The sequence below is a fragment of the Pseudomonas sp. W2Oct36 genome (assembly GCF_041060465.1).
Classification (GTDB): Bacteria; Pseudomonadota; Gammaproteobacteria; order Pseudomonadales; family Pseudomonadaceae; genus Aquipseudomonas; species Aquipseudomonas graminis_B.
This window is the reverse complement of sequence record NZ_JAUERW010000015.1, coordinates 108,714-127,968: the sequence shown is the minus strand read 5'-3', so window position 1 is coordinate 127,968 and position 19,255 is coordinate 108,714. Positions and strand designations below refer to the sequence as shown.

Genomic DNA, 19,255 nt, shown 5'->3' with positions numbered 1-19,255 from the left:
TCAGGATGACGGCCAGATAGCTCCCGTGCACTGGCTTGCATTTGGCTTGGAGCTGATGGCTGCGTCACGATGGCGCCACGGGCCACATCGAGGCTGCGGTTCCGGGATCGCCAAGCCACCGCAGTTCATGCCCGACTGCGCATACTCTTGCCTCCATCTTGAACAGGTGCGTGTGCCACGCAGGAGCCCATCTTGGAAGATTTAGTTTCTACACAGAACTTACGGCCCACCGTCTGGTAGCTGCTCATCGACTGCCAGGCTCCGTTGTAGTAGCTTCGTGCCTCCTCAGGCTCATTGCGTCGGACCAAAAGCATGGATGACCAACCAACCGTATTCGAAATTTTCACTCCCGCAACACCGGCCAATTTGACATTCATCGAGCGCGAGGAGATTAATACAAGCCTAGTGAACGCCCTCAGAACTCCAGGTAAGCAACTGGTGGTGTACGGGCATTCCGGATCCGGTAAGTCGACGATTATAAATAAAAAGCTTCTCCAGCTGTATGAAGACCACGTCGTTTCAAGGTGCATGCAGGGCATGAGCTTTGAGCAGCTAATTCTAGATGCCTTCGACCAGCTGGCACCATTTTATACATCTGAGACAACGTCTAAAAAGTCCACGACAAAAACTGCCTTGCTTGAGGCTACATACGCTGGCATTAAAAGTCAGCTGGGCGGCAACGCCACCGTTGAGGCTGGGGATAAGTCCAACAGAGCTTTACCTCCACAGCTCACTCTACAAAATCTTGCAAAGCTTATGGGTCAGGCGAAGTGCTGCTGGATATTGGAAGATTTTCATAAAATAAATGAAGAGGATCGCACGAAACTATCCCAAGCGATGAAGGTTTTCGTGGATATGGCAGGTGAATACCCTGCGTTGAAAATTGTAGCGATCGGGGCTGTAGATTCTGCGAGGCAAGTAGTTAAGTACGATCAAGAGATGCGTACTAGAGTTGCTGAAATCCACGTCCCTTTGATGGACATTCATAGTTTGCAGGACATAATAATCAAAGGCTGCGAACTAATGAATCTAAGATTTGAATCATCGTTAACGACAACCATAAGCCATTATGCTGCTGGGCTTCCTTCCATTTGCCATACGCTTTGCCTAAACATTTGTCTGGATTTAGGACTAGAGCTGCCCAGCGAGACGCTACTTCCACTTTCTAAAAATGCTTTACAACCTGCGATAAAGATGTACTTAAATGAAGCTTCTGACACCCTTAAACTAGCGTTTGAACACAATCTAAAACAAGTGAAAGTGAAAAAATACAACAACCCGGAGCTAATTATTAAGGCATTGTCAGAACTTCCGCAGGAAGGAGGGACCCGCGCCGACGTATTCAAACGGATCGTGAAGGATGAAAAGGACTACCCCCAAGGAAATCTGACAAAATATTTAAGACAAATGTATAATTCTGAGTACACACCATTAATAAGATTCAGTGAAGACTCAGGTAAATATGCATTCGTCGATCCATTATATCGGGCGTTTGCTATCGCGCTCTACGAACGATCCCACGCCCATGCGCGCCCCGAAAAATCTATTGACTGGAACGATGCTATTGCGGAGTTTGTGAAAACCTTCACTACTGAGCGGCTCACAAGAAGCATTCAAGTTCGCATTCCACTCAAAGGTAATAAGTTATAACCAAAATCATTGCTCTATGAATACCCTTTATCTGAGCAGCATGGTGAATGAATTGCTTCCGACACATCATCACTTGGCGTCGGAAGCGATAGGAATAAATCAGCACTGACGCGGCCGTATTATCATCCCAAAGGTCCCTGTAGCCATATGCTAATCAAATAAAATAATAATATCATCGCGAGCGTTACATGGCGCTCCCCGTTAAATTGGGGCGAGACCAAGGATCCACATGTATCTGACTAATCCCCCAGTGTGATCAGCAACCTTATTTCTAGTGGACAACCAACCACCTCATGAGCGAGGCCAAGTAATTGTCAATGCTGATATATGAAAAATAAGAAAGAAGCCGCCTCAGCTCAGAAAAGCCAAACGGCTCACAGAACAATGAAATAGTGTAACCACATATCTTAGAGAACGCCCTCCTGTCCCTCAGAAACGCCTGACATTTGCGTCCGATGCGGCTGACAATTGCCTCGGCCGATTCGCCTAAAGTCTGTCGATATAACCGCTATGCGGCGTCCATACTGCCGATGCCTAAAGCCCTGAAACAGCCGTGGTTGAGCACTTTCATTTGAAAGTTGAGCAGCTACAGACTGCGCAAGAGCGTCACCTTTACGTTCGCCGAACGTTTGAACGATGCCACCTCGGCCGTCTGTAGGACCGATTGACGGGCACGATCATTCCAACAACGCTTGAGGGCAGACGGCAGAGCAAGTTCTCGCCGGATCCAAATCCAAGAAGGACTTTATGACCAAGACCCAAGTGCTTGTACCGAGCAAGATCCCTTTCCAATCGGCCACTCTGCTGTTGGTCGATTATGGTGAAGAACCATTCGTGCCGATGAGGCCGGTGGTTGAGGGGATCGGGCTGAACTGGAAAAGCCAGCATGCAAAGCTCACTTCAGGCCGGTTCGCGTCGACCATGGTGGAAATCACCATGGTCGCAGCTGATGGCCGTCAGCGTGCGATGTCCTGTCTGCCGCTCCGTAAATTGCCCGGTTGGCTGATGACGCTGCATCCGGCCAAAGTTCGGGCGGAGATCCGCAGCAAGGTGACGGCTTATCAGCAAGAGTGCGACGACGTGCTCTGGGCGCACTGGGTGAATCAGCGGGGCCAACATTACGCTCAAGAATCTGCAGAGCCTTCACTACGAAAGGAATCGGCCGACTTCACCGCCGACTATCTCGCAGACTGCCGCCGGGCGATCCGCGAGACCGGTGGCACGCCTCCCGCCTGGAGCCTCGCCACTGAACAGAAAGTCGCTTCGGGAATGGCCCTCATGCTGCTGAGAAACAAGCGCTGGCTGGTGACCTTCGGCCAGTCGGGCGATCCTCACCTGCAGGTAGTGCCGCACGATGCCGGCATCTTCACACCAGAGAGGATGCTGAGCTGGATCAGGGAAACTGACGGGGCCTATCAATCCTTTATGCCTGAGCTGCTGAGCGCCATCGGAGATCGCCTGCGCGCAACGGAGGACCAATAGCCATAAGGCGGCAGCTCAAGGTCTAAAACAGACCGCGCATGACCTCGGGCGTCCAGTTCAAAATGACCAGTTCCTTGGACACCTGCGGACACGTCTGTCGGTTGTTAGCGGTGCTGTATCGTATGTCCAAAGTTTCAAAATGGAACCCTTCAAAAACGCGGCGAATGTCAGGATGATCGTTGATGCTGACCATGACTTTGCCTTTGCAGCGCCTCATGAACTCAGCCATTCGCTCGTAGTTACAGAACTCAAACTCGACGCCATATCCATTCGTTTGCCAATACGGCGGGTCCATGTAATGAAAAGTATGAGGACGGTCGTACCTCTCGGCGCACTCAAGCCAGGGGAGGTTTTCGATGTAAGTTCCAGAAAGGCGCTGCCAAGCGGCTGAGAGTTTCTCTTCAATTCGGAGCACATTGATCGCAGGTCCAGTCGTAGCAGTCCCGAATGTCTGGCCCGAGACTCGCCCTCCGAATGCATGATGCTGCAGGAAGAAGAACCGCGCTGCCCGCTGGATATCGGTGAGGGTTTCCGGTCGGGTGTGTTTGTGCCAGTCGAATATCTGGCGTGAACTGAGCGCCCACTGAAACTGACGGACAAGTTCCTCAAGGTGGTTTTGAACAACGCGGTACAAATTCACGAGCTCACCGTTGATATCGTTGAGTACCTCAACGGGCGCTGGCTGGGGACGCAAAAAGAAAAGCGCGGCGCCACCTGCGAAGACCTCGACGTAGCATTCGTGCGGCGGGAAAAGCGGGATGAGGCGATCAGCGAGACGACGTTTGCCGCCCATCCAGGGAATGATGGGAGAGTGATTCATTGTGTAAGCAAGCCTTATGAAGAAAGATGACGGGCGCTAGACTCGATTCGCTTTGTGCACGAAGCGGGAGCCTTGGCCAGGCTTGCAGGTAAGAGCTGCAGGTTTGGTGGTCAGCCCTGATGTTGCCGCATTGGGGCTGACCGTTCCTTTGGAGAATCTCATCAGAGGATCAAGCACGCGCATGACCGCGGGCACGATCTTGTGAAAGCGAGTTTAGTGACTACACTCCCCGAGCATTCAATCAAGGAGCAATAAAATGTCCCACGGAATATTTGAAGTTCAGTTCCAATCTAACCGTCCGGACAGCGGCGGCGGTTTAGTCGTAGTAAAAGACGGGGCGGTGAATGGCGGTGATGCCAATTATCTTTACCAGGGCCACGTGCCGACAGCTTCAGGTCCCTTCTCGTCGCAGTTTACCGTGTCGATGTGGCAGCCAGGTAATACGAACGTTGCCGGCCTCGACAACTACATATTGGACGCCAGTGGCAACATTAATTATGAGGCCGGGACCATTGCATTAGAAGGGTCCGTGGTAGGTGCACCACAAGTGAAAATCAGCCTAACTGGCCGACGGATTAAAGACGCTGTGTAGTCTGTAATTTGACGCTCTCTTGCAAGGCGAGAGCGCCTACTGAGATGAAACATCCAACGCATACTGCTGACACGCCCTCAACGCAATCAACCCCCGATCCCCATCATCGGTGATGCCGATAATTCGTTGAGCATGCGCAGGGTCAAGTTCGGCTCGACGGGTTCCATGAACCACGCCGCCGGCGCCGGTGTTGGTTGGCACTGAACCGCCAGCGGAACCGTACGCGACGAGTAGGACTGACAGCCGCAGATCAGCAGTAGCCAGGCGATCATTGAGACGTTTCTGTGTTTGTTGCGCATTGGTCAACTCGCTGTGATGAGTTTGGTCACTGGCCTGCAAGCGGCGCTCAAGCACCAGTCGTTTCTCCTGCTCCGTCCTTTGAAGCGATGCGCCGGCGAGCGTTAGTTCGTTGAGCGTGTCGCTGTGCAGGCGCGCCTGACGCTCAAGTTTCGCGCCGTAACGCCAGTCCTGTATCTGCCAGGTCAGCACCGTGGCCGCGCCAGACGCCACAGCGACCAGCGCGATCAGGGCCGGAAGCTTCCATGCCGCTCTGGGCGCCGGCAGCATCGTCATGTCAGCGCCCTCCTCACCCCGGCTTCGATCAACTGAGTGGAGTACGGCACGCCCCCGTTCTCGTGCCTGATTATGGCGGTCACTAAGCCCACCAGAACTGGCAGCGAATGGACATCAAGCGGTGCATCAGACGCCACCCTTAGGCTGGCGGCCGTCGCGCGGATGTACGATTCAGTGTCGTTTTCTGTCCCCGGCGCCCAGCGGTTGATGATCTCCCGGACAGTGTCTATCCCTGACGCCCCGACGTTCGGCATACCGTCCTTGCCCCGGTAAGCGAGGATCAGTTTCGCGAGTGCGCGGATGCCGTTCTCCGGCGTTTCGAACCGGGCGAAGCGCTTCTCGATCGCCAGATCCGGTGTTAGCTGTCCTATCCAACGATTGCGGGGGTTGTAGTCAATGTTGCCAGGGTTGTTGTTACGAACCCCTCGGGTGACTGCAGGCATCGATATTCTCCAGACGAAAAAAAGCCGCCCATGGGCGGCGTGACATTGCAGTGATTGGTTAGAGCTGGATGACCCTGAGCGGCTTTTTCGGCTTTCCTTTCGCGCTGGCTTTACCTTTCTTGCCGCCGTTGCACTCGACGGTCGTCGACCAGCCGGCCTGCGTAAAAACCTGCTCCACCGAATCGATCAAGTAATTGCCGTCGAGACCGCTCTTGAAGCCCTGGGCGTTGATCTCGCGCTCGGCGAACAGGTCGGTTCGGCCGGGCATCTCCAGCCGTACGGCTGCAGTTGATCGATTGAAGCCCGCGAGCCGTGCCTTGGCCGCAGCCTCGGCAGCGCTCTTGTTTGCGTGGATGTGTCGGTCGGTATGGATCGGCGGCAAGCCCTCGGTCATTTTGTCGTTGTCGAGTTGCACGGTGACCAGGTCGCCGTTCTTGTCTGCGTACGCCGCTTTTACCGCCTTCTTGACGTTGTCGTCGCCCAGCCTGAATTGCCAGCGGCTTACGTCGCTTCGTTTGATCACCAGGGTCGGCACAGCCTTTCCGCTGGCACTCACGCCGCTTTGGCGCGGCAGCACAATGAGCTTGTTGTTGGCCACCTTCGCAGTGCAGTCGTATTGCTTGGCGAGTCGCGTGATGAAGTTCAGATCGGACTCGGTCAATTGGTCCGCGCGCTCAACAGGCGTTTGCACGGTGCATTCGGGCTTCCAGCCATTGCGGCCGGCGATATCCGCCACGATGGTAGCCAGACTCGCACCTTCCCAACTGCCGCTGCGCGTCGTCTTCGCGTCGCTACGGGTGTCACCGGATTTGCTGCGGATGACAAGGGTGTCGGGCGGACCCGAAAGCTCTATTTCATCGACGGTGTAATTGCCCATGAGTGTGAGCTTCTGGCTTTCGTAGCCCAGGTAAACATCTATTTTGGCGCCCCGCTTTGGCAAGGTGACAGCGCCATCGCGATCATCAATGCGCAGCTCGAAGTCATCCGAACTGGCCCCGGGCTTGTCGGTCGTTCGGATCAATAGCATCCGGTCGTTTATCAATGCGGTGATGTCGCTGCCGTTTGCGACGATTCGGAAGACTGGTCTCAATGTGCCACCTTTACCTGTGACAAAGCCCGAGGGACTCTCTAGAATCCCCGCGCTTAATCACTACAGGAAGTAAAAAAATGAAATGGATGTTGAGCTTTATCGTCTTGCTGAGCGCGTTCTCGGCCCACGCCGAAAAGAAGCTGGAAGTCATCGACCTGGCGCCTGAGAACCCTACGGCCGAACAGCTTGAAAGAGGCAGAGAATAGAACGCTTTCAAGCGGCGGCCGCAGCGGTTCCGCCCAAAGAAGCGAAGGAGTTTCTGATCAGGTTAGTGGGCACAGTTGCTCTGGGCCTGGAGATTGCTCAGTCGGGAACAATGACGGGCGTCCAAGCCCGCAACCAAGCCATCGCCTTAAACAAGCTTCAAGACGAAGGCCGCCGCTTTGGGGTGCTCTTTGCTCCTCTGCATGCATGCAACTCAGCGTCTATCGACGCGGCGCTTGCATGGCAGCAGCTGATTAGAGGCGACGTGGACAAATTCAAAGAAGCACACTCCAGCTACCAAGAAGAGGCGGTCGCTTGCGCTAAAGCCTCCAATTAGCCCCATAGCGTCACCACCTCATCCACCGCCGGCGCCACATCAGGCAGCCTGATCAGCAGCCCGGCCGCGAACGGTTGAGGTTCATCCGCCAGCCCCTGATTGGCATCGAGCACGGCCTCGACGGTGCCGATCAGGTGGCCGTAATGGTGCTGGCAGATGGTGTCGAGTACGTCGCCGTCAGACGTTCTGCAGGTCATCGCCATAGCGTAAAAACTCCAGGGTGAACGCTTGCTTGCGCGGGATTCCGCCCTGCAGCAGCGCGCTCTGTTCTTCGTTGAGGTTCACAAGGCACCAGTTGCCGAGCACCTCGCCATAGCCTGTCGTCAGCATGAGCGGCTGCAGTTGCCGTCCGATGCTGCGCAGGGTGTTGAGCTGTTTCAGGCCCCCTTTGAAAGAGGGGAATATCGCCCCTTTGATGGTGATCTTTTCTTCACCGATGGCCACGGCCTGCTGCGCCGGTCGGCGCGTCAAGCGCTCTTGCGCTGCCCAACGAAAAGCGCTTGAGCGACTCAGTTCATCAAACGCCGCCGTGTCCAGGTTGAAGAAGTACGGCGGGGTATTGGGCGTCAGCGGCTGCATGATCATCAGATGGGGGAATGGCTTGACCGCTTCCGGCGCCGGCGTGCCGTTGGGTGCCATGCCAGCCGTTGCGAAAATCGGTTCTGATCCCGGGCTGAGCTTGGCGGCCAGCTTGTTCACCGCCGACTTGGCGCGTGCCGCCTGCTCGCCCAGCACTTGAATCCGGTCCTGAACCTCAGCGGCGGCGCGAGTGGCTTTGCCGTATATCGCGACGACCTGGCCCACCTTCGCCTGTGCCGCGCCGATCGCCCCGGTGACGCGCTGCAGTTTGGCCCCGATCAGGGGACCTACGAACGGGATGCTCTCCAGCTCGTTAGCCGCTCCGGATATCTCGCCGATGGCGCCATTGACCGGGCCGAGCATCCCGTCGAGGTCCTTGCGCCCTGCCTCGCCGGCCTGTACCAGGTACTTGAGGCCCGATTGCATACTTTCCAGATAGGGCATTCGTGCTCCTTAAAACACCGGTTGATCCGTCATGTCGCGGCGCGCCACTTGCTGCGCGGTCTCGGTAAGGCGCCTTTCGATGTCCGGCATTAGCTTGTCGATCAGCTCGCGGGGATCCTTCACATCGCCGTGAACGGTGATGCTGAAGGACGGCGACACCGTTATTTTTTGATTGGGTCTGGAGGCGGAAGGCAGGGCGTTGTTGTTGCCAGCTTTTTTCAGCGACTTCGATACGTCCGCCAGTGCGGGAACTGCCAGCGCGGCACTGGAAGTGATACGCGGGTCCTTGGGAGCAAACGATGCGCCCATGCTCGTCAGCATTGGCACGGCAGGCCCGGGACGATCTCCGACCAGCAATGAAACCGCCGGCCGTGGAATTGCTGCGGCAGGCGTGTCAGGTCCGCCAAACAGCGACTTGCCCACGACGCCACCCAATCGACCGCCGCCCATGCCGCCGAGGACGCCGCCGATCAATCCGCCAATCGCTGTTCCGATGATTGGAACCACGGAGCCGATGGCAGCGCCGGCAGCGGCCCCGGCCAGCGTACCTGCCAAGGTGCCAGCGGCATCGCCATACCCTTCCGCTTTTTCATCGCGGGTTTTTGCGTTGTCGTAAACGTCTTTGGCGTTGAGGGCCGCGTCAAACACGGCGGCTGCAGGATTGCCTTTTCCCAACCCACCGAGCTTGCCGAGCCGAATACCCGACGGCTTGGCAGATCCAACCGAGGTGGCCAGCGGTTTAGGTGTCGCGCCAGGTGGCTTCCAATCACTGAGCGTCTTCGGCGCGTGCGGCGCGCCGTTCGAATACACACGAACGCGAGGCTTGGCCGCCGTTACTGGCTTCTCCGGAACACTGACGGCCCGACGACCGCGACCGATACGGCGTTTGCGGCGCCCTTCTCTGCCGCTGCCGTCCAGATCTGCGCCTGCGCCGGCGAGGCCACTGACGATCGCAACCTTCTGGACGATGTTGGGATTGCCCATCAGCGTACCGCGCGCGACGTTCATCATCCCTTTCGCGATTTTGAAGCTGCTATACGCCGCTGCCGCCGTCGCAACGGCAGCACCGATGCCCAGCAGACCTGTCACAAGTTTCGGAGACTCATCGCTGACGGAAGCAAGCCCTTTGGCGATGGAGGTCAGGCCCGAGGCGAACTTGTCAGTGACCGGCTGCATGGCGTCGCCGGCGCTGCGCAATGCATCGTCCATGGCCTGGCTGGTTTCTTTCCAGAGCTGCGCCGAGGTTTCCCGCCGCTCCCTCAAGTTCTTGTCAAGAATGCCGGCGGCGCTTGCCGAGTCTGTTTTCAGCTTCTCGTAGAGGCCCTTGCCCTGCATGTAGGCGGCAAGAGCGGCCTTCACTTGGCTGTCGGCAAATAAGTCGCCGGTGCGTAGCGCTTGTTCAAGTGACGTCATCATTGCCTGGGCTTTTGCTGGATCCGCCTCGTTGCTGATGTCCTCCATCGCCTTGGACATGGCCTTGGCTTGTGCCGGGTTGGTTGCCTCGATGTAGCGTTGCGCCAGGGCAAAACTTGATTCGACTGTGGACAGCCCACGCTTGAGGCCGCTGTTCAGCGAACTCTGGTAATCGATACCGGCGTCCTTGTAAGCCTTGACGACGTCCGTCGACCCAATTTTATCAATCCAGTTTTTCAGGTTGTTCGCGGCTTCATCCGAACTGCCGGCCGTCTTCATCTGCACCTGAAGCATGGCGCCCAGCTGCGTAACGGCGTCGTTGCCAGTAATACCCAACCGCCCCATACCCGAGAGCAGTTGCGGGAACCACTTGGCCATGTCACTGGCTTCAAAGCTGCCCGCCTGCCCCTGAAAGGCGATCGCTTCGAGTGCCTTCTGCATGTCCTGCGGGTCTTTGATCAGGGCGTTCTGCCCCAACGCATTAATCATCGTCGCAGTGTCAGTCGCTTCAGCACCCTGCCCGATCACGAACTTGGCTGCCACCGGCGCATATTCCAGCGCCTGCTTGAGATCCATGCCCGCACCGACCAGGGCGTTGATGACGTCGGCGACTTCGTTGCGCGCCATGCCGGTGTCACGGGAGGTGCTGATAATCTTGTCGGAGACTTGCTGTTCTTCGGGGGTGTTGGCAATGCCCGCCTTGATCGCGATGTCTCGTACCACCGCGCGGTATTCGGCACTGACTTTGGTCGGCACGATCATTGTGGCCGCTGCCGCCCCAGCCGTCACAGCAGCGGTATTGCGCAGGCCAGCCGCGCCTTGTTTCATTTGCGTGTGGCCAGTGGACTTCAGCTCTGCAGAGCGAGCCTTGCGGCCCATCTGTTCGTAGGCCTTACCCAGGTTGCGGACCTGAACGCCCTGCTTGCGCAGCACCTCCAGATTCGCTTCGAGCTTGCGGCGTAGCCCGTCAGCGGACGACGAGCCAACGGCGTGCGCCTTGCGCCATTCGTCCTGCAGCTTGCGGGTTTCACCGATGACCGACTGCAGCACCCGGGTTTTGCTTGCGGTCGACTCAAGCTTCTTGACCCGACCCTCCACGTCTTTGAATGCAACGCCCACCGATTTGCTGACGGCGCCGCCGATCACTAGGCCGAGCGCTAATTGTTTTGCCATTTCATAGCCCTTCGCTCACGGCTTTACGATGCTGGGTGGCTCACTCGCTGAGCCACCACACCATGTCGTAAAACGGCATCGTCTCGATCTCGTTCAGAGTGAAGCCCGTTTCTCTGGACAGACGTATGGCCAGCTGACGCAGCAGTGACGGGTCAAACTGCGTCTTCTTCAACCATGCGAAAGTAGCCGCGCTTCACGCGCTCATAGTCCTTTAGCGTGAGCTTTTCGAGATCCTCGGCGCCAATTTCGGCAAGGCTGCAGAACATCATTGCGTCGACGGCCAGCTCGTCGTTGGGATGAGCCTTCTGACAGGCGCGAAGGTCGCGAACGGTCGGGGTGCGCATGTGCAGCTTCTCGACCTTGATATTGGTGATCAGGGCCGGTGTCGACAGCGTCACGGTGACGCCTTGGTCAGTCACGGCGAGCCAGGTCGGCAGGCCGTCAGCGAGGTTTGATGCTGGGTTTGCACTGCTCATTAATAATCCTTATATGCCTAACTGGTTGCGCATTTGCTGAAGCTGGTCGACGCCATTAATGACGCGTACCGAGTTCACCGGGTCGATTTCGAAGATCACAACGCCATCAACTTCCAGCTTGTAATAAGAGGCGCCGACCGAGTACTTAAACTCGGCCTTGTCCCCCGCCTTCCAACTACCGGGATCCAGCTCTTTGAGCATCCCCCGGATCGTCGCGGTGACGCCGACAAAGCGGCCTTTCTGTTCCTTGAACGAACCCCGGAATGAGCCGTTGAAAGCGGTTTGGTCAGCCAGGCCGACGAATTTCATCGCTTGCTGACGGACTCCGTTGGCGGCGAATGAGGCTTCGAGTTTCTCCAGCCCCACGTCCATGTCGATCTCGCCGTCCATGCCGCCTGCACGGTAGGCCTCGGTCTTGACGGCAATCTTCGGCAGCGTCAGCTCGGGGATGTCGCCGGAGAAGCTGATGCCGTCGATGAACAGGTTCGTGTTAAACAGCGTTTGTGGAATCATTGACTGGCCCTCCTAGGCTTAAGCGTCGAGGACTTCGGTGAGCCACTGATTGGTGACTTCAACGAGGAAGTTCGGGTTCTCTGCGGGTGGCACGTCGGTGAAGCGAATGACCCAGTACACCTTGCCCTGTTCTAACTGGCTGGCGGTGTTGCGCTCAGGGTCGGCATACACCTCGAAGTTGATGATCGCGCCTTGGTTCTTCAGATCTCGCATGAAGTTCTGCAGGCCTTCGGTGACGTCCTTGACGTAGGTCTTGGTGATCGAACGGTCGACTGCCCATTTGTGGCCATACAGGATCGCGTCCATCACGATGTCCATCGTCCGGACACGTGTGACGAATGCCCACTTCGGATCGCTGGAGCGGGTGCGGTTGCCCCACAGGCGATAACCGTCGTCGCGGATGATGGTGGTGATGTTCGCCGCATTAAGCAGGTTGGCCCGGCAGGTGGTATCGCCGTCCAGGAACTCGATCGGCCGCGACGTGCCGGTGATGCCGACAAACTCTTTGTTCGACGGGGACGCCCAGAAGCCGTACTCGTTGTCAGTCCATGCGAACAGGCCGGCGACGAATGCTGATGCCGGCGAGTCGACGGTGCCATTGGCGCTTGTGTCCCAGAACTGCACACCGGGATCGACGAGGAATACGCGCTTGCTGCCGAAGTTCTCCGCGTAGGCCAGCGCGTCTTCGTCGTTGCTGTTGGGGCCATCGATAATGGCAATCGCCCGGAGTTTGCCAGCCAGGCCATCCATCGCGGTGGCGATCGCCTGCGTCGCCGAGTGCTTCGGCGCGATCAGCAAACGGGGCTGAGCGTTGAACTTGCTTTTGCCATCAAGCAGGGCCTGCAGACCGGTTCGTTTGCCTGAGGCGAGAACGCCGCCGATGATTGCCGAGATCTGCTCGGCGGGATCGTCTTTCTTTGCGACCCCGCACGCGACAATGACCGCCTTGGCGCGGGTGTAGATGGCCTTGCATGCTTTGGTGATCGGGGCATCAGGCCCCCACGCTGCAATTGCCTCGCGCTCGTTGGTGATCAATTTGACTTCGTTGTCTTCGGCCGTGGGTGTGCCGTCCGCGCCCGGGCCGGGCGTGAAGGTGTCGCACAGTCCGATGATCGAGGACGACGGGAGGGAAATGACCCTCGCGCCGACGTCCAGGTTCGTGACCGTGACGCCGTGGAAAAAATCGGTGCTCATAGAGCAATCTCCAGAAATGAAAAAGCCCCGCATGGCGGGGCTTCGGATTCGATGCTTGGGCTTGTTTAGGTAATTGGCAAACGCGGCGTGCCCGGCACATCAGCGACGTGCCAAAAATCTCTCAGTGGTGTCTTCAGGCTGGGTTGGCCAACTGATCGCCCGAGGGAACGTGGGGTGGTCACTAATCCGATTGAGATCCACGCGGTAGCTTTTCCAATCGAGCAGTGCTGCCTGTTCATCCGGCGTAGCCTTCCCCAGATCTACCGCATCTTGAAGCGGGGCGATTCGAATTGCCGCGATCGCAAGAAGCTCGTCCCGTTCAGCAAGGGCGCGGTCGGCAAGTGCCTGCGCTTCCAGTGGCCCATCAAGTACCCACTGACCGTCCTTCCAGAAATGGAAAGGGCTTGGCCGAGGACTGGTGGTGTAGATCTCCGGTATGTCACCCGGAAGGCGCCACTCGCAAAGTGCGCCAGTTTGAATGTGGTAAACGCTCCCGCGCCTGTCGGGAAGCTCCTGCGCTTTATTGTCCCGCCAGGCCCATACATAGCCGTCACGGGGCGGGGGTAAAGGTTCTTCGAGTCGCGTTGCATTGCTGGGCAATTGAATGCCCATACCCGGCACAACCGGGCAATCCACCGGCCCGATCAACAGGCAGGCATCATCAACAAGGTAAATGACCATGGCAGTTCTCAAATCAGTTTTATACGGGCTGGATAGGCGATATTTCGGGGCCGGAACCTGATCCAGTTGTTTACCTGACTAGTGACGTCGAGAGCGGCCGTGCCCGTAATCGTGTTGTCCGAAACCTCAGGAGCGAGCACTGACGCCCCAGAAGGAGTGCGTGCGCCGGCAGGCCGTTGACCTCCCGGTCCACCATTGACGATGCGACCATCGGCACCTGCAAAAGCGTTACCGATCTGGTGTGTGCCATAAGGGGTGTCCAAGCCGCTCCACTCCTGCGCGACGGTTCTGATCCATGTCCCGTCTTGCCACGACCCCGCAGCTCGCCCGGCGTCCACGCCCCGGGTCTCGTCGAGTATTCTCAGCCATTCACCGCGTATCTCAGGTGCCCTAAACGTCGTTTTGCCGTCACCTTGGGTCCAGCCACCTTCATGACCCACCCGCGCGGCCTCAGACACAACCATTCCTGAACGTTGCGCGTGGTCCCAAAGCCACGGCCATTCGCTTCGCTTCAGCAGCGGCCCGTTGGGCGCACCATATCCCCCAGGAGGGAACTCAAGGGTTGTCTCCATCACAGACCGACCAACCGAGGTGCCGTCATACCGGCCGATCAGCCACCAGCTACCCCGACCATCACTGCGCAGATGCCACCAGTCGCCGGCTCCCATCAGCACGAAAAATGGATAGCCCTCGGGATTCAGGTGGGTGTGAAACTTCACCCGGTCGCCCGCGTAAGCTTTGATCTCGAGACGATTGCCGCTGTTGTCGACGCGCTGCACCAGAACGTCAGCTGTAGCGACGGACTTTGAAGACGGAAGACTGATCGTGCGATCGCCCTCCCTCGCATCGATCAGGACAAGGCCCATTTCCTTGCGACTAAGCGCTCTGGAGGTGTCGACCCTGAAGATGCGCGTAGCCAGCTCACCCAGAATCTTGATCCGTATCCGGTCCACATAGTCCCGTGTGGCAAGCACCACGCTGGGATCAATCTTTAGCTCGACGTTGCTGGAGTTGCTGACCTGGATGTTGAGTCGAATGACTTGTGTCCGCCCCGAGCCTTGCATCAACAAAGGCTTAAACGACGGTGCGCAGTTGGCAACGGCGACCAGGTCTCCGTCGGCGTCATACAGACCGATCTCGCGTATCCACCAGCCGCCGACCTCGGCAGGAATGACTTGCTCGGCAATGATGATTGCCGTGTTGGCAGGATCAACTTTCAACTCGTTGAGCGGTGCCCGCCGTTGTTCGTTGATCAGCGCAGTCTGCTCGGGCAACGGTACAAAGTCTTTTTCGTTGGCGTCGCCGACGCCCATTTGCGTTATTTTCCACGGCACACCCAGCGCGTCTGCGTTGGCCTGCTTTGCCGCCCCTACGTTGGTGAGGATCGCAAAGAACTGCGAATTCTGATCAGTCATGCGTATACATCCATGCAGTCAATTGTTGTGTCCCGCCCGCCCATACCAAAGCTGCCCTGAACCTCAATGTCTGCAAGTGCCGGCGGATAGATGTCGAGCTCGTCGCCGTCGTATTGGCAGGCGGCCAAAGCGAAGCTGCCGGCGGTTTCCAGGCTGATCGCAAGACCCATCAGATGCCGCGATAGCGGCTTGGCGTCATCGATGAGCCAGATCAACTCCTGATACATCTCCTCAGTGATGCCCGTATCGAGCACGCCGACCTTCAACGCGAACGTGCCAGGCACCCCCTCCGGGCAGCTCTCCCACCACTCCACCACCTCGATCAAGTAGCCCAGCGGTTCAACGACGCGGCGCAGTGCCCCGATGGTGCCCTTGTGCGCATGGACGTAGAACGAAGACCGGATCGCCGCCCGCTTGGCGCCATCGGTCCACTCTTCGCTCCAGCGGTCGACCGAGCACTCCCACGCCAGGAACGGCAGCAATGCGGCTGGGCAGGTGTCCGGGTTGTAGATCGAGCGCAGCGGTACCGGGGTGATGTCATCAGTGGCATCCTCGATCGCGCGCTCCAGTCGCGTGCTGTTGAGGGGTAAGAGACTTGTCATGTCATGCCCCCAGTTTTACGTCATAGGCGGTGCAGTACGCGGCCTGGACCTGGGTCGGTTTGATGTCGTCCCAGTCGACCAGCTCGACGCGACGCACGCCGGTAATGTGCAGTTGCGCATCGATCGCCGACCTCGCAATTTCCACACCCAGACGACGGCGCGGGTTGACCCACGCGGCGAGCCGCTTGCGGCACTCGGCCAGGATGGCTTCGTTCTCCGACCCGCTACCGACGGGGTGAATGACCGCGTCGATGGTGTACGGCAGCACCTCGGCGCTCTGCACCGTGAGCCGGTCACCGATGGGTCGCAGGTCCTCATCGCTCAAGTAAGCCTGAACATGGGCGAGCAACTCGGGCGTCGCGACGCCATCGCCCTGCAACTGCTGAATCGTGACCACTGCCTCGGCAGGTGACGGGCTGATGGCCGTCGCATCGGCCACCAGTGCGGAGGCGTTGCGGGCATGCAGGATGTAGCTACTGCGTGACCCCGCTGTGGTGAGCCCTTCCCAGCGCATCTGGATGCGCTCGCGCAGGGCGTCGTCTTCCTCGAGTACTTCCAACGTCGGCGGCACCGCCGTCAGATCCTCAGGCTGGATGACCAGGCGCTTCAGATTGACCCTTGCCGCCAGTTGCTCCAGATCGGCGCGCTTCGCATACGGAAGAAGCAGCGCCTTGGCGGCGTCATTGACCCGCGCCCTGTTGGCCATCTTGCGATAGGCCGCAACCTCCAACAGCTTGACCACCGGGTCGCTTTCCAGCGGCGCCGTCCAGTTGTCGCCCATCAACAACCGGAACCGCGCGAGCTCTTCGGCATAGATGTCCTCGAAATCCAGCGGCTCCAATACATCGGGTACGGACAGACCCGAGAGGTCGACGATGTTCATGCGGCCACCTCCAGTAGTACGCGCTCGCCTTCGTAATCAGCAGTGAGGCGAAAGGAGATTTTGCCGTCGGACACCGCCACGGCCTGAATGCTGGAAATCACAACCCGAGGCTCATACCGACCCAGCGCCCGGGCGGCCTCGGCCTGAACCGCGCCTTTCCAGCCCTCGGTCACGGGCAAATCGACGTAACGCCGCAGCGCGCTGCCGTACTCGGGCCGCATGCGACGTGCTCCGAGCGGCGTCGAGAGGATGTCGCCGATGGACTGACGCAGATGAGCAAGACCGGTCAGGGGCTTGCCGGTGACGCGGTCCATTCCGATCATCAATCAGTCCTCCTGCAGGCGTACCAGATCCGGATGCCCACTGAGGTATTGCAGATCGGCATCGGTGGTGGCGACCGCGCGGCCCTTGGCTACGGCAATGGTGCTGCCGTCCGGGGTGATCAGCGTCCGCGACATGTACAGGGTGTCGCGGAACACATGAGTGGCATCGGCCGCTTCTGTCTTCACGCTTACTGCAGCAGCGGGTTCCTCCGCCGACCCCAGCGTTTGAAGGTTGACCATTGCCGTGCTTGGCTCGGCCCGTGACTTGTTCATAGGAAGTTCTCCAGGTACAAAAAAGCCCGTATTCGACGGGCTGGTGTTTGTGTAAATCAGTGGACGTGGTTAGGCGTGTTGCCACCGGCATCGATGATCATGCCGAGCCCCGTTATATCGCCGGAGACCGTCAAGGGGCCGGCGATCTCAGTGGGCCCAGCCAGCTTGATCGACCCTGAGGTAATCGTGACCCCACCGTCTGATACAACGATGGTCGACCCGCCCACCTTGATCGTGCCGGTCCCGGTCGGCAGAGTGATGTCGTACGTGCTGGCCTCCCAGTCATAAACCAGTGAGCCGCCATCCTCGAACCGCCAGACCTCGACGTGATCGCGGTTATCTGGCTGAGGGTAGGTGTCGCTGTACAGCCCGGCGATGAAGCGCCCAAGGCCGGGTTGCCCGTGGGGGCAAAGCAGGCTCCCCTTCTCGTTTATGCTCGGCGCGCGCCAGTGCCGGGCCTTGCCCGCAGCCTGGCTGTGCCAACGCACCCATGGGCTCACCCAGCCGCGGGAGTCGATTCGCACTTTCCCCTCGACGGTGTCGACAGCCACCACATGGCCGGGCATCAGCATGGCGCCGATCATTCTGTCGTGCTCAGCGAGGGCTTCGCGGCTCATACGATTCCGACCTCGATTTCGACCTGATCAGGGTCCAGCTCAGGTTCCAGGAAAGCCGGCGCCGTATCAGGCCAGGGCCATTGTTCCTCACCCAGGTTGATCTCCTGAGTCCACTCAACTTTCCAGACGGTGTAGCCGTCGAGCTCCGGCCGGCTCCAGTCAGGCCCGGCCTGCACAAACTCGGCTGCATCGACGTGATAAAGATCCCAGTACTGCGCCCGAAGCAGTACGGCGAGTTGAGTGGCCAGATGCGCCGCCTGCTGGTGATGCCCGGCCTGTTCAGCCGCAACGATCACGTAGCCATCCATTCGACAGACCAACGGCGTTTCACCGGTACCGCGATCGTGTCCCGGCTCCACCTCGGCCAGCTCAAGCAGCAGCGCGGGGAGCTGGACGTGGTCTCGAATGTCCGGCCATACCGCCACGGTCTGGACTCCGGACATCTGCTCCCGGATTTGCTCCTCAACAGCGCTCATGAACTTGCTAAGCGTGAGCGGTTGTTCATCAGCCGGCGTTTCGTCGCAGGTATTTTTGCAGTTCAAAATTCAGCTCCTGTTTGAGAATGAGCAGCAAGCGTTCGTCAGCTCGCCGTGCCCAGCTGTCGAACAGCGATCTGGCGTCCTCAATCGCCACTTTCGCCTTGGCCAGCGGGAAGCGGTTGTCGTTCTCGGCTATCCAGCCAGAGCTCACGCCGGCCGCAGCGGAGATGTCGCTTTCCGGGTAATCCCGCGCGTTGAATTGCTTGCTGGCAGTGCGAATCCAGATGTCCGGGCGGTTGCCGTAGACCTTCTTGTAGAACGCCCCCTTGTACCGCCGCCGCCCGACTGACACGCCCGACGCGGTCTGGCGCGCCCGGCCGGTACGGCTGGCCTCAATGGGGTTGAGCCCGAACCACAATTTGCCCTGGGTGCTGCCGGCCTTGACCGAATACGCTCGCAGACGCTGCCGGACCGCGCGCATGGCGATGCCTTCCTTGCGACCCACCTCTCGGGCGAGATGGGTACGCAACCAACCCAGCGTTTTGTTGATCGCCCGCCGCTGGGCATTGGCGGCGGCTTTGGGCACGAGCTGGGCAAAGTCGGTGAAGGCCTTGAGGTCGGCCGTCGAGGGCTGAATGGTGATGGGGCCACTGCTGGCTGACGTTTTGTAGAACGAACCGATACTCATGGCCTGAGCCTCAAGACGAGTGCGACAAGACCGGCGCCGTCAGGCTCCAGTCGCACAATGATGTACTCGCCGCCGCCATCCAGTTTCGGCAGGTCGATCGTGAGGCCTTGGCCTTGATCCACCTCCCCGGCATCCGCTGTGCGCATGACGAAGCTGGGTTCGCGAAGCCCCGTGTTCAGCTTCCCGAACTGAGGCTGTAGCCAGGGCGCGGCGAACATACCGAGCACCGGTCGGCCCTCGATCACGGCGGTGTCAGCCAGCGTGTTGAAGACGGTTTCGTCAACCTCTGCCACCAGGTCTCGAAAGCCCAT

Annotated in this window: 24 protein-coding genes; 4 read left to right on the top strand and 20 right to left on the bottom strand. The window is 58.6% G+C overall.

What is annotated here, in order from left to right; translation table 11 throughout:
* The first annotated feature begins 312 nt into the window (after positions 1-312).
* Positions 313-1,650: an AAA family ATPase gene (locus QWI18_RS19060; RefSeq protein WP_369319560.1), complete on the top strand. Its 1,338-nt coding sequence runs from the start codon at positions 313-315 to the stop codon at positions 1,648-1,650.
* A gap of 747 nt (positions 1,651-2,397) precedes the next feature.
* Positions 2,398-3,132, top strand: a complete 735-nt coding sequence (locus QWI18_RS19055) for a phage antirepressor N-terminal domain-containing protein (protein ID WP_369319559.1) — start codon at positions 2,398-2,400, stop codon at positions 3,130-3,132.
* Positions 3,133-3,154: 22 nt separating this feature from the next.
* Here the strand turns inward: QWI18_RS19055 and QWI18_RS19050 are convergent, their stop codons facing one another.
* Positions 3,155-3,952: a DNA adenine methylase gene (locus QWI18_RS19050; protein ID WP_369319558.1), complete on the bottom strand. Its 798-nt coding sequence runs from the start codon at positions 3,950-3,952 to the stop codon at positions 3,155-3,157.
* Positions 3,953-4,208: 256 nt separating this feature from the next.
* Between QWI18_RS19050 and QWI18_RS19045 the strand changes: the two genes are divergently transcribed.
* Positions 4,209-4,544 carry a GrlR family regulatory protein gene (locus QWI18_RS19045; protein ID WP_369319557.1) on the top strand — a complete coding sequence of 112 codons (336 nt, stop codon included), beginning with the start codon at positions 4,209-4,211 and terminating at the stop codon, positions 4,542-4,544.
* Between the two features lie 36 nt (positions 4,545-4,580).
* Here QWI18_RS19045 and QWI18_RS19040 read toward each other — a convergent pair whose 3' ends face one another.
* Genes QWI18_RS19040 through QWI18_RS19030 form a run of 3 tightly spaced genes read right to left on the bottom strand, consistent with a single transcriptional unit; the run spans position 4,581 to position 6,650 of the window.
* Positions 4,581-5,117, bottom strand: coding sequence for a lysis system i-spanin subunit Rz (locus QWI18_RS19040; protein ID WP_369319556.1), 537 nt, complete (start codon positions 5,115-5,117; stop codon positions 4,581-4,583).
* On the bottom strand, positions 5,114-5,560 hold the full coding sequence (locus QWI18_RS19035) for a structural protein P5 (RefSeq protein WP_369319555.1): 447 nt from the start codon (positions 5,558-5,560) through the stop codon (positions 5,114-5,116). Before QWI18_RS19035 ends, QWI18_RS19040 begins: the two co-directional genes overlap by 4 nt.
* 58 nt (positions 5,561-5,618) lie before the next feature.
* A complete protein-coding gene (locus QWI18_RS19030) occupies positions 5,619-6,650 on the bottom strand; it encodes a phage late control D family protein (protein WP_369319554.1) in 1,032 nt (343 codons plus the stop codon).
* 77 nt (positions 6,651-6,727) lie between these two features.
* On the opposite strand from QWI18_RS19030, the gene QWI18_RS19025 reads away from it, so the two are divergent.
* Complete coding sequence (locus QWI18_RS19025) at positions 6,728-6,856, top strand: hypothetical protein (protein WP_369319553.1); 129 nt, start codon at positions 6,728-6,730, stop codon at positions 6,854-6,856.
* 331 nt (positions 6,857-7,187) lie between these two features.
* On the opposite strand, the gene QWI18_RS19020 is transcribed toward QWI18_RS19025, so the two are convergent.
* The 16 genes from QWI18_RS19020 to QWI18_RS18945 all read right to left on the bottom strand — a co-directional run bounded on the left by QWI18_RS19020 (position 7,188) and on the right by QWI18_RS18945 (position 19,255).
* The gene (locus tag QWI18_RS19020) at positions 7,188-7,394 is read right to left on the bottom strand and encodes a tail protein X (protein WP_369319552.1); all 207 of its coding nucleotides are present in this window, start codon (positions 7,392-7,394) and stop codon (positions 7,188-7,190) included.
* Complete coding sequence (locus QWI18_RS19015) at positions 7,369-8,214, bottom strand: phage tail protein (protein ID WP_369319551.1); 846 nt, start codon at positions 8,212-8,214, stop codon at positions 7,369-7,371. Before QWI18_RS19015 ends, QWI18_RS19020 begins: the two co-directional genes overlap by 26 nt.
* Positions 8,215-8,223: 9 nt before the next feature.
* Positions 8,224-10,800 (bottom strand): phage tail tape measure protein, encoded by a 2,577-nt coding sequence (locus QWI18_RS19010; RefSeq protein WP_369319550.1) that lies wholly within the window; start codon positions 10,798-10,800, stop codon positions 8,224-8,226.
* A gap of 152 nt (positions 10,801-10,952) precedes the next feature.
* Entirely contained in the window at positions 10,953-11,276 is a 324-nt protein-coding gene (locus QWI18_RS19005) for a phage tail assembly protein (RefSeq protein WP_369319549.1), read from the bottom strand.
* 9 nt (positions 11,277-11,285) lie between these two features.
* Positions 11,286-11,789 (bottom strand): phage major tail tube protein, encoded by a 504-nt coding sequence (locus QWI18_RS19000; RefSeq protein WP_369319548.1) that lies wholly within the window; start codon positions 11,787-11,789, stop codon positions 11,286-11,288.
* Positions 11,790-11,807: 18 nt separating this feature from the next.
* Entirely contained in the window at positions 11,808-12,983 is a 1,176-nt protein-coding gene (locus QWI18_RS18995) for a phage tail sheath subtilisin-like domain-containing protein (protein ID WP_369319547.1), read from the bottom strand.
* A gap of 99 nt (positions 12,984-13,082) precedes the next feature.
* Positions 13,083-13,664, bottom strand: a complete 582-nt coding sequence (locus QWI18_RS18990) for a tail fiber assembly protein (protein WP_369319546.1) — start codon at positions 13,662-13,664, stop codon at positions 13,083-13,085.
* An 8-nt stretch (positions 13,665-13,672) separates the two neighbouring features.
* Positions 13,673-15,079 carry a phage tail protein gene (locus tag QWI18_RS18985; protein WP_369319545.1) on the bottom strand — a complete coding sequence of 469 codons (1,407 nt, stop codon included), beginning with the start codon at positions 15,077-15,079 and terminating at the stop codon, positions 13,673-13,675.
* Positions 15,076-15,681: a phage tail protein I gene (locus QWI18_RS18980; protein ID WP_369319544.1), complete on the bottom strand. Its 606-nt coding sequence runs from the start codon at positions 15,679-15,681 to the stop codon at positions 15,076-15,078. Before QWI18_RS18980 ends, QWI18_RS18985 begins: the two co-directional genes overlap by 4 nt.
* A gap of 1 nt (position 15,682) precedes the next feature.
* On the bottom strand, positions 15,683-16,564 hold the full coding sequence (locus tag QWI18_RS18975) for a baseplate J/gp47 family protein (protein WP_369319543.1): 882 nt from the start codon (positions 16,562-16,564) through the stop codon (positions 15,683-15,685).
* Entirely contained in the window at positions 16,561-16,887 is a 327-nt protein-coding gene (locus QWI18_RS18970) for a GPW/gp25 family protein (RefSeq protein WP_369319542.1), read from the bottom strand. Before QWI18_RS18970 ends, QWI18_RS18975 begins: the two co-directional genes overlap by 4 nt.
* A gap of 3 nt (positions 16,888-16,890) precedes the next feature.
* Complete coding sequence (locus QWI18_RS18965) at positions 16,891-17,160, bottom strand: hypothetical protein (RefSeq protein WP_369319541.1); 270 nt, start codon at positions 17,158-17,160, stop codon at positions 16,891-16,893.
* Positions 17,161-17,216: 56 nt separating this feature from the next.
* On the bottom strand, positions 17,217-17,777 hold the full coding sequence (locus QWI18_RS18960) for a phage baseplate assembly protein V (protein WP_369319540.1): 561 nt from the start codon (positions 17,775-17,777) through the stop codon (positions 17,217-17,219).
* Positions 17,774-18,319: a hypothetical protein gene (locus QWI18_RS18955; protein WP_369319539.1), complete on the bottom strand. Its 546-nt coding sequence runs from the start codon at positions 18,317-18,319 to the stop codon at positions 17,774-17,776. Before QWI18_RS18955 ends, QWI18_RS18960 begins: the two co-directional genes overlap by 4 nt.
* Entirely contained in the window at positions 18,282-18,944 is a 663-nt protein-coding gene (locus QWI18_RS18950; protein WP_369319538.1) for a hypothetical protein, read from the bottom strand. Before QWI18_RS18950 ends, QWI18_RS18955 begins: the two co-directional genes overlap by 38 nt.
* Positions 18,941-19,255 carry a hypothetical protein gene (locus QWI18_RS18945; RefSeq protein WP_369319537.1) on the bottom strand — a complete coding sequence of 105 codons (315 nt, stop codon included), beginning with the start codon at positions 19,253-19,255 and terminating at the stop codon, positions 18,941-18,943. Before QWI18_RS18945 ends, QWI18_RS18950 begins: the two co-directional genes overlap by 4 nt.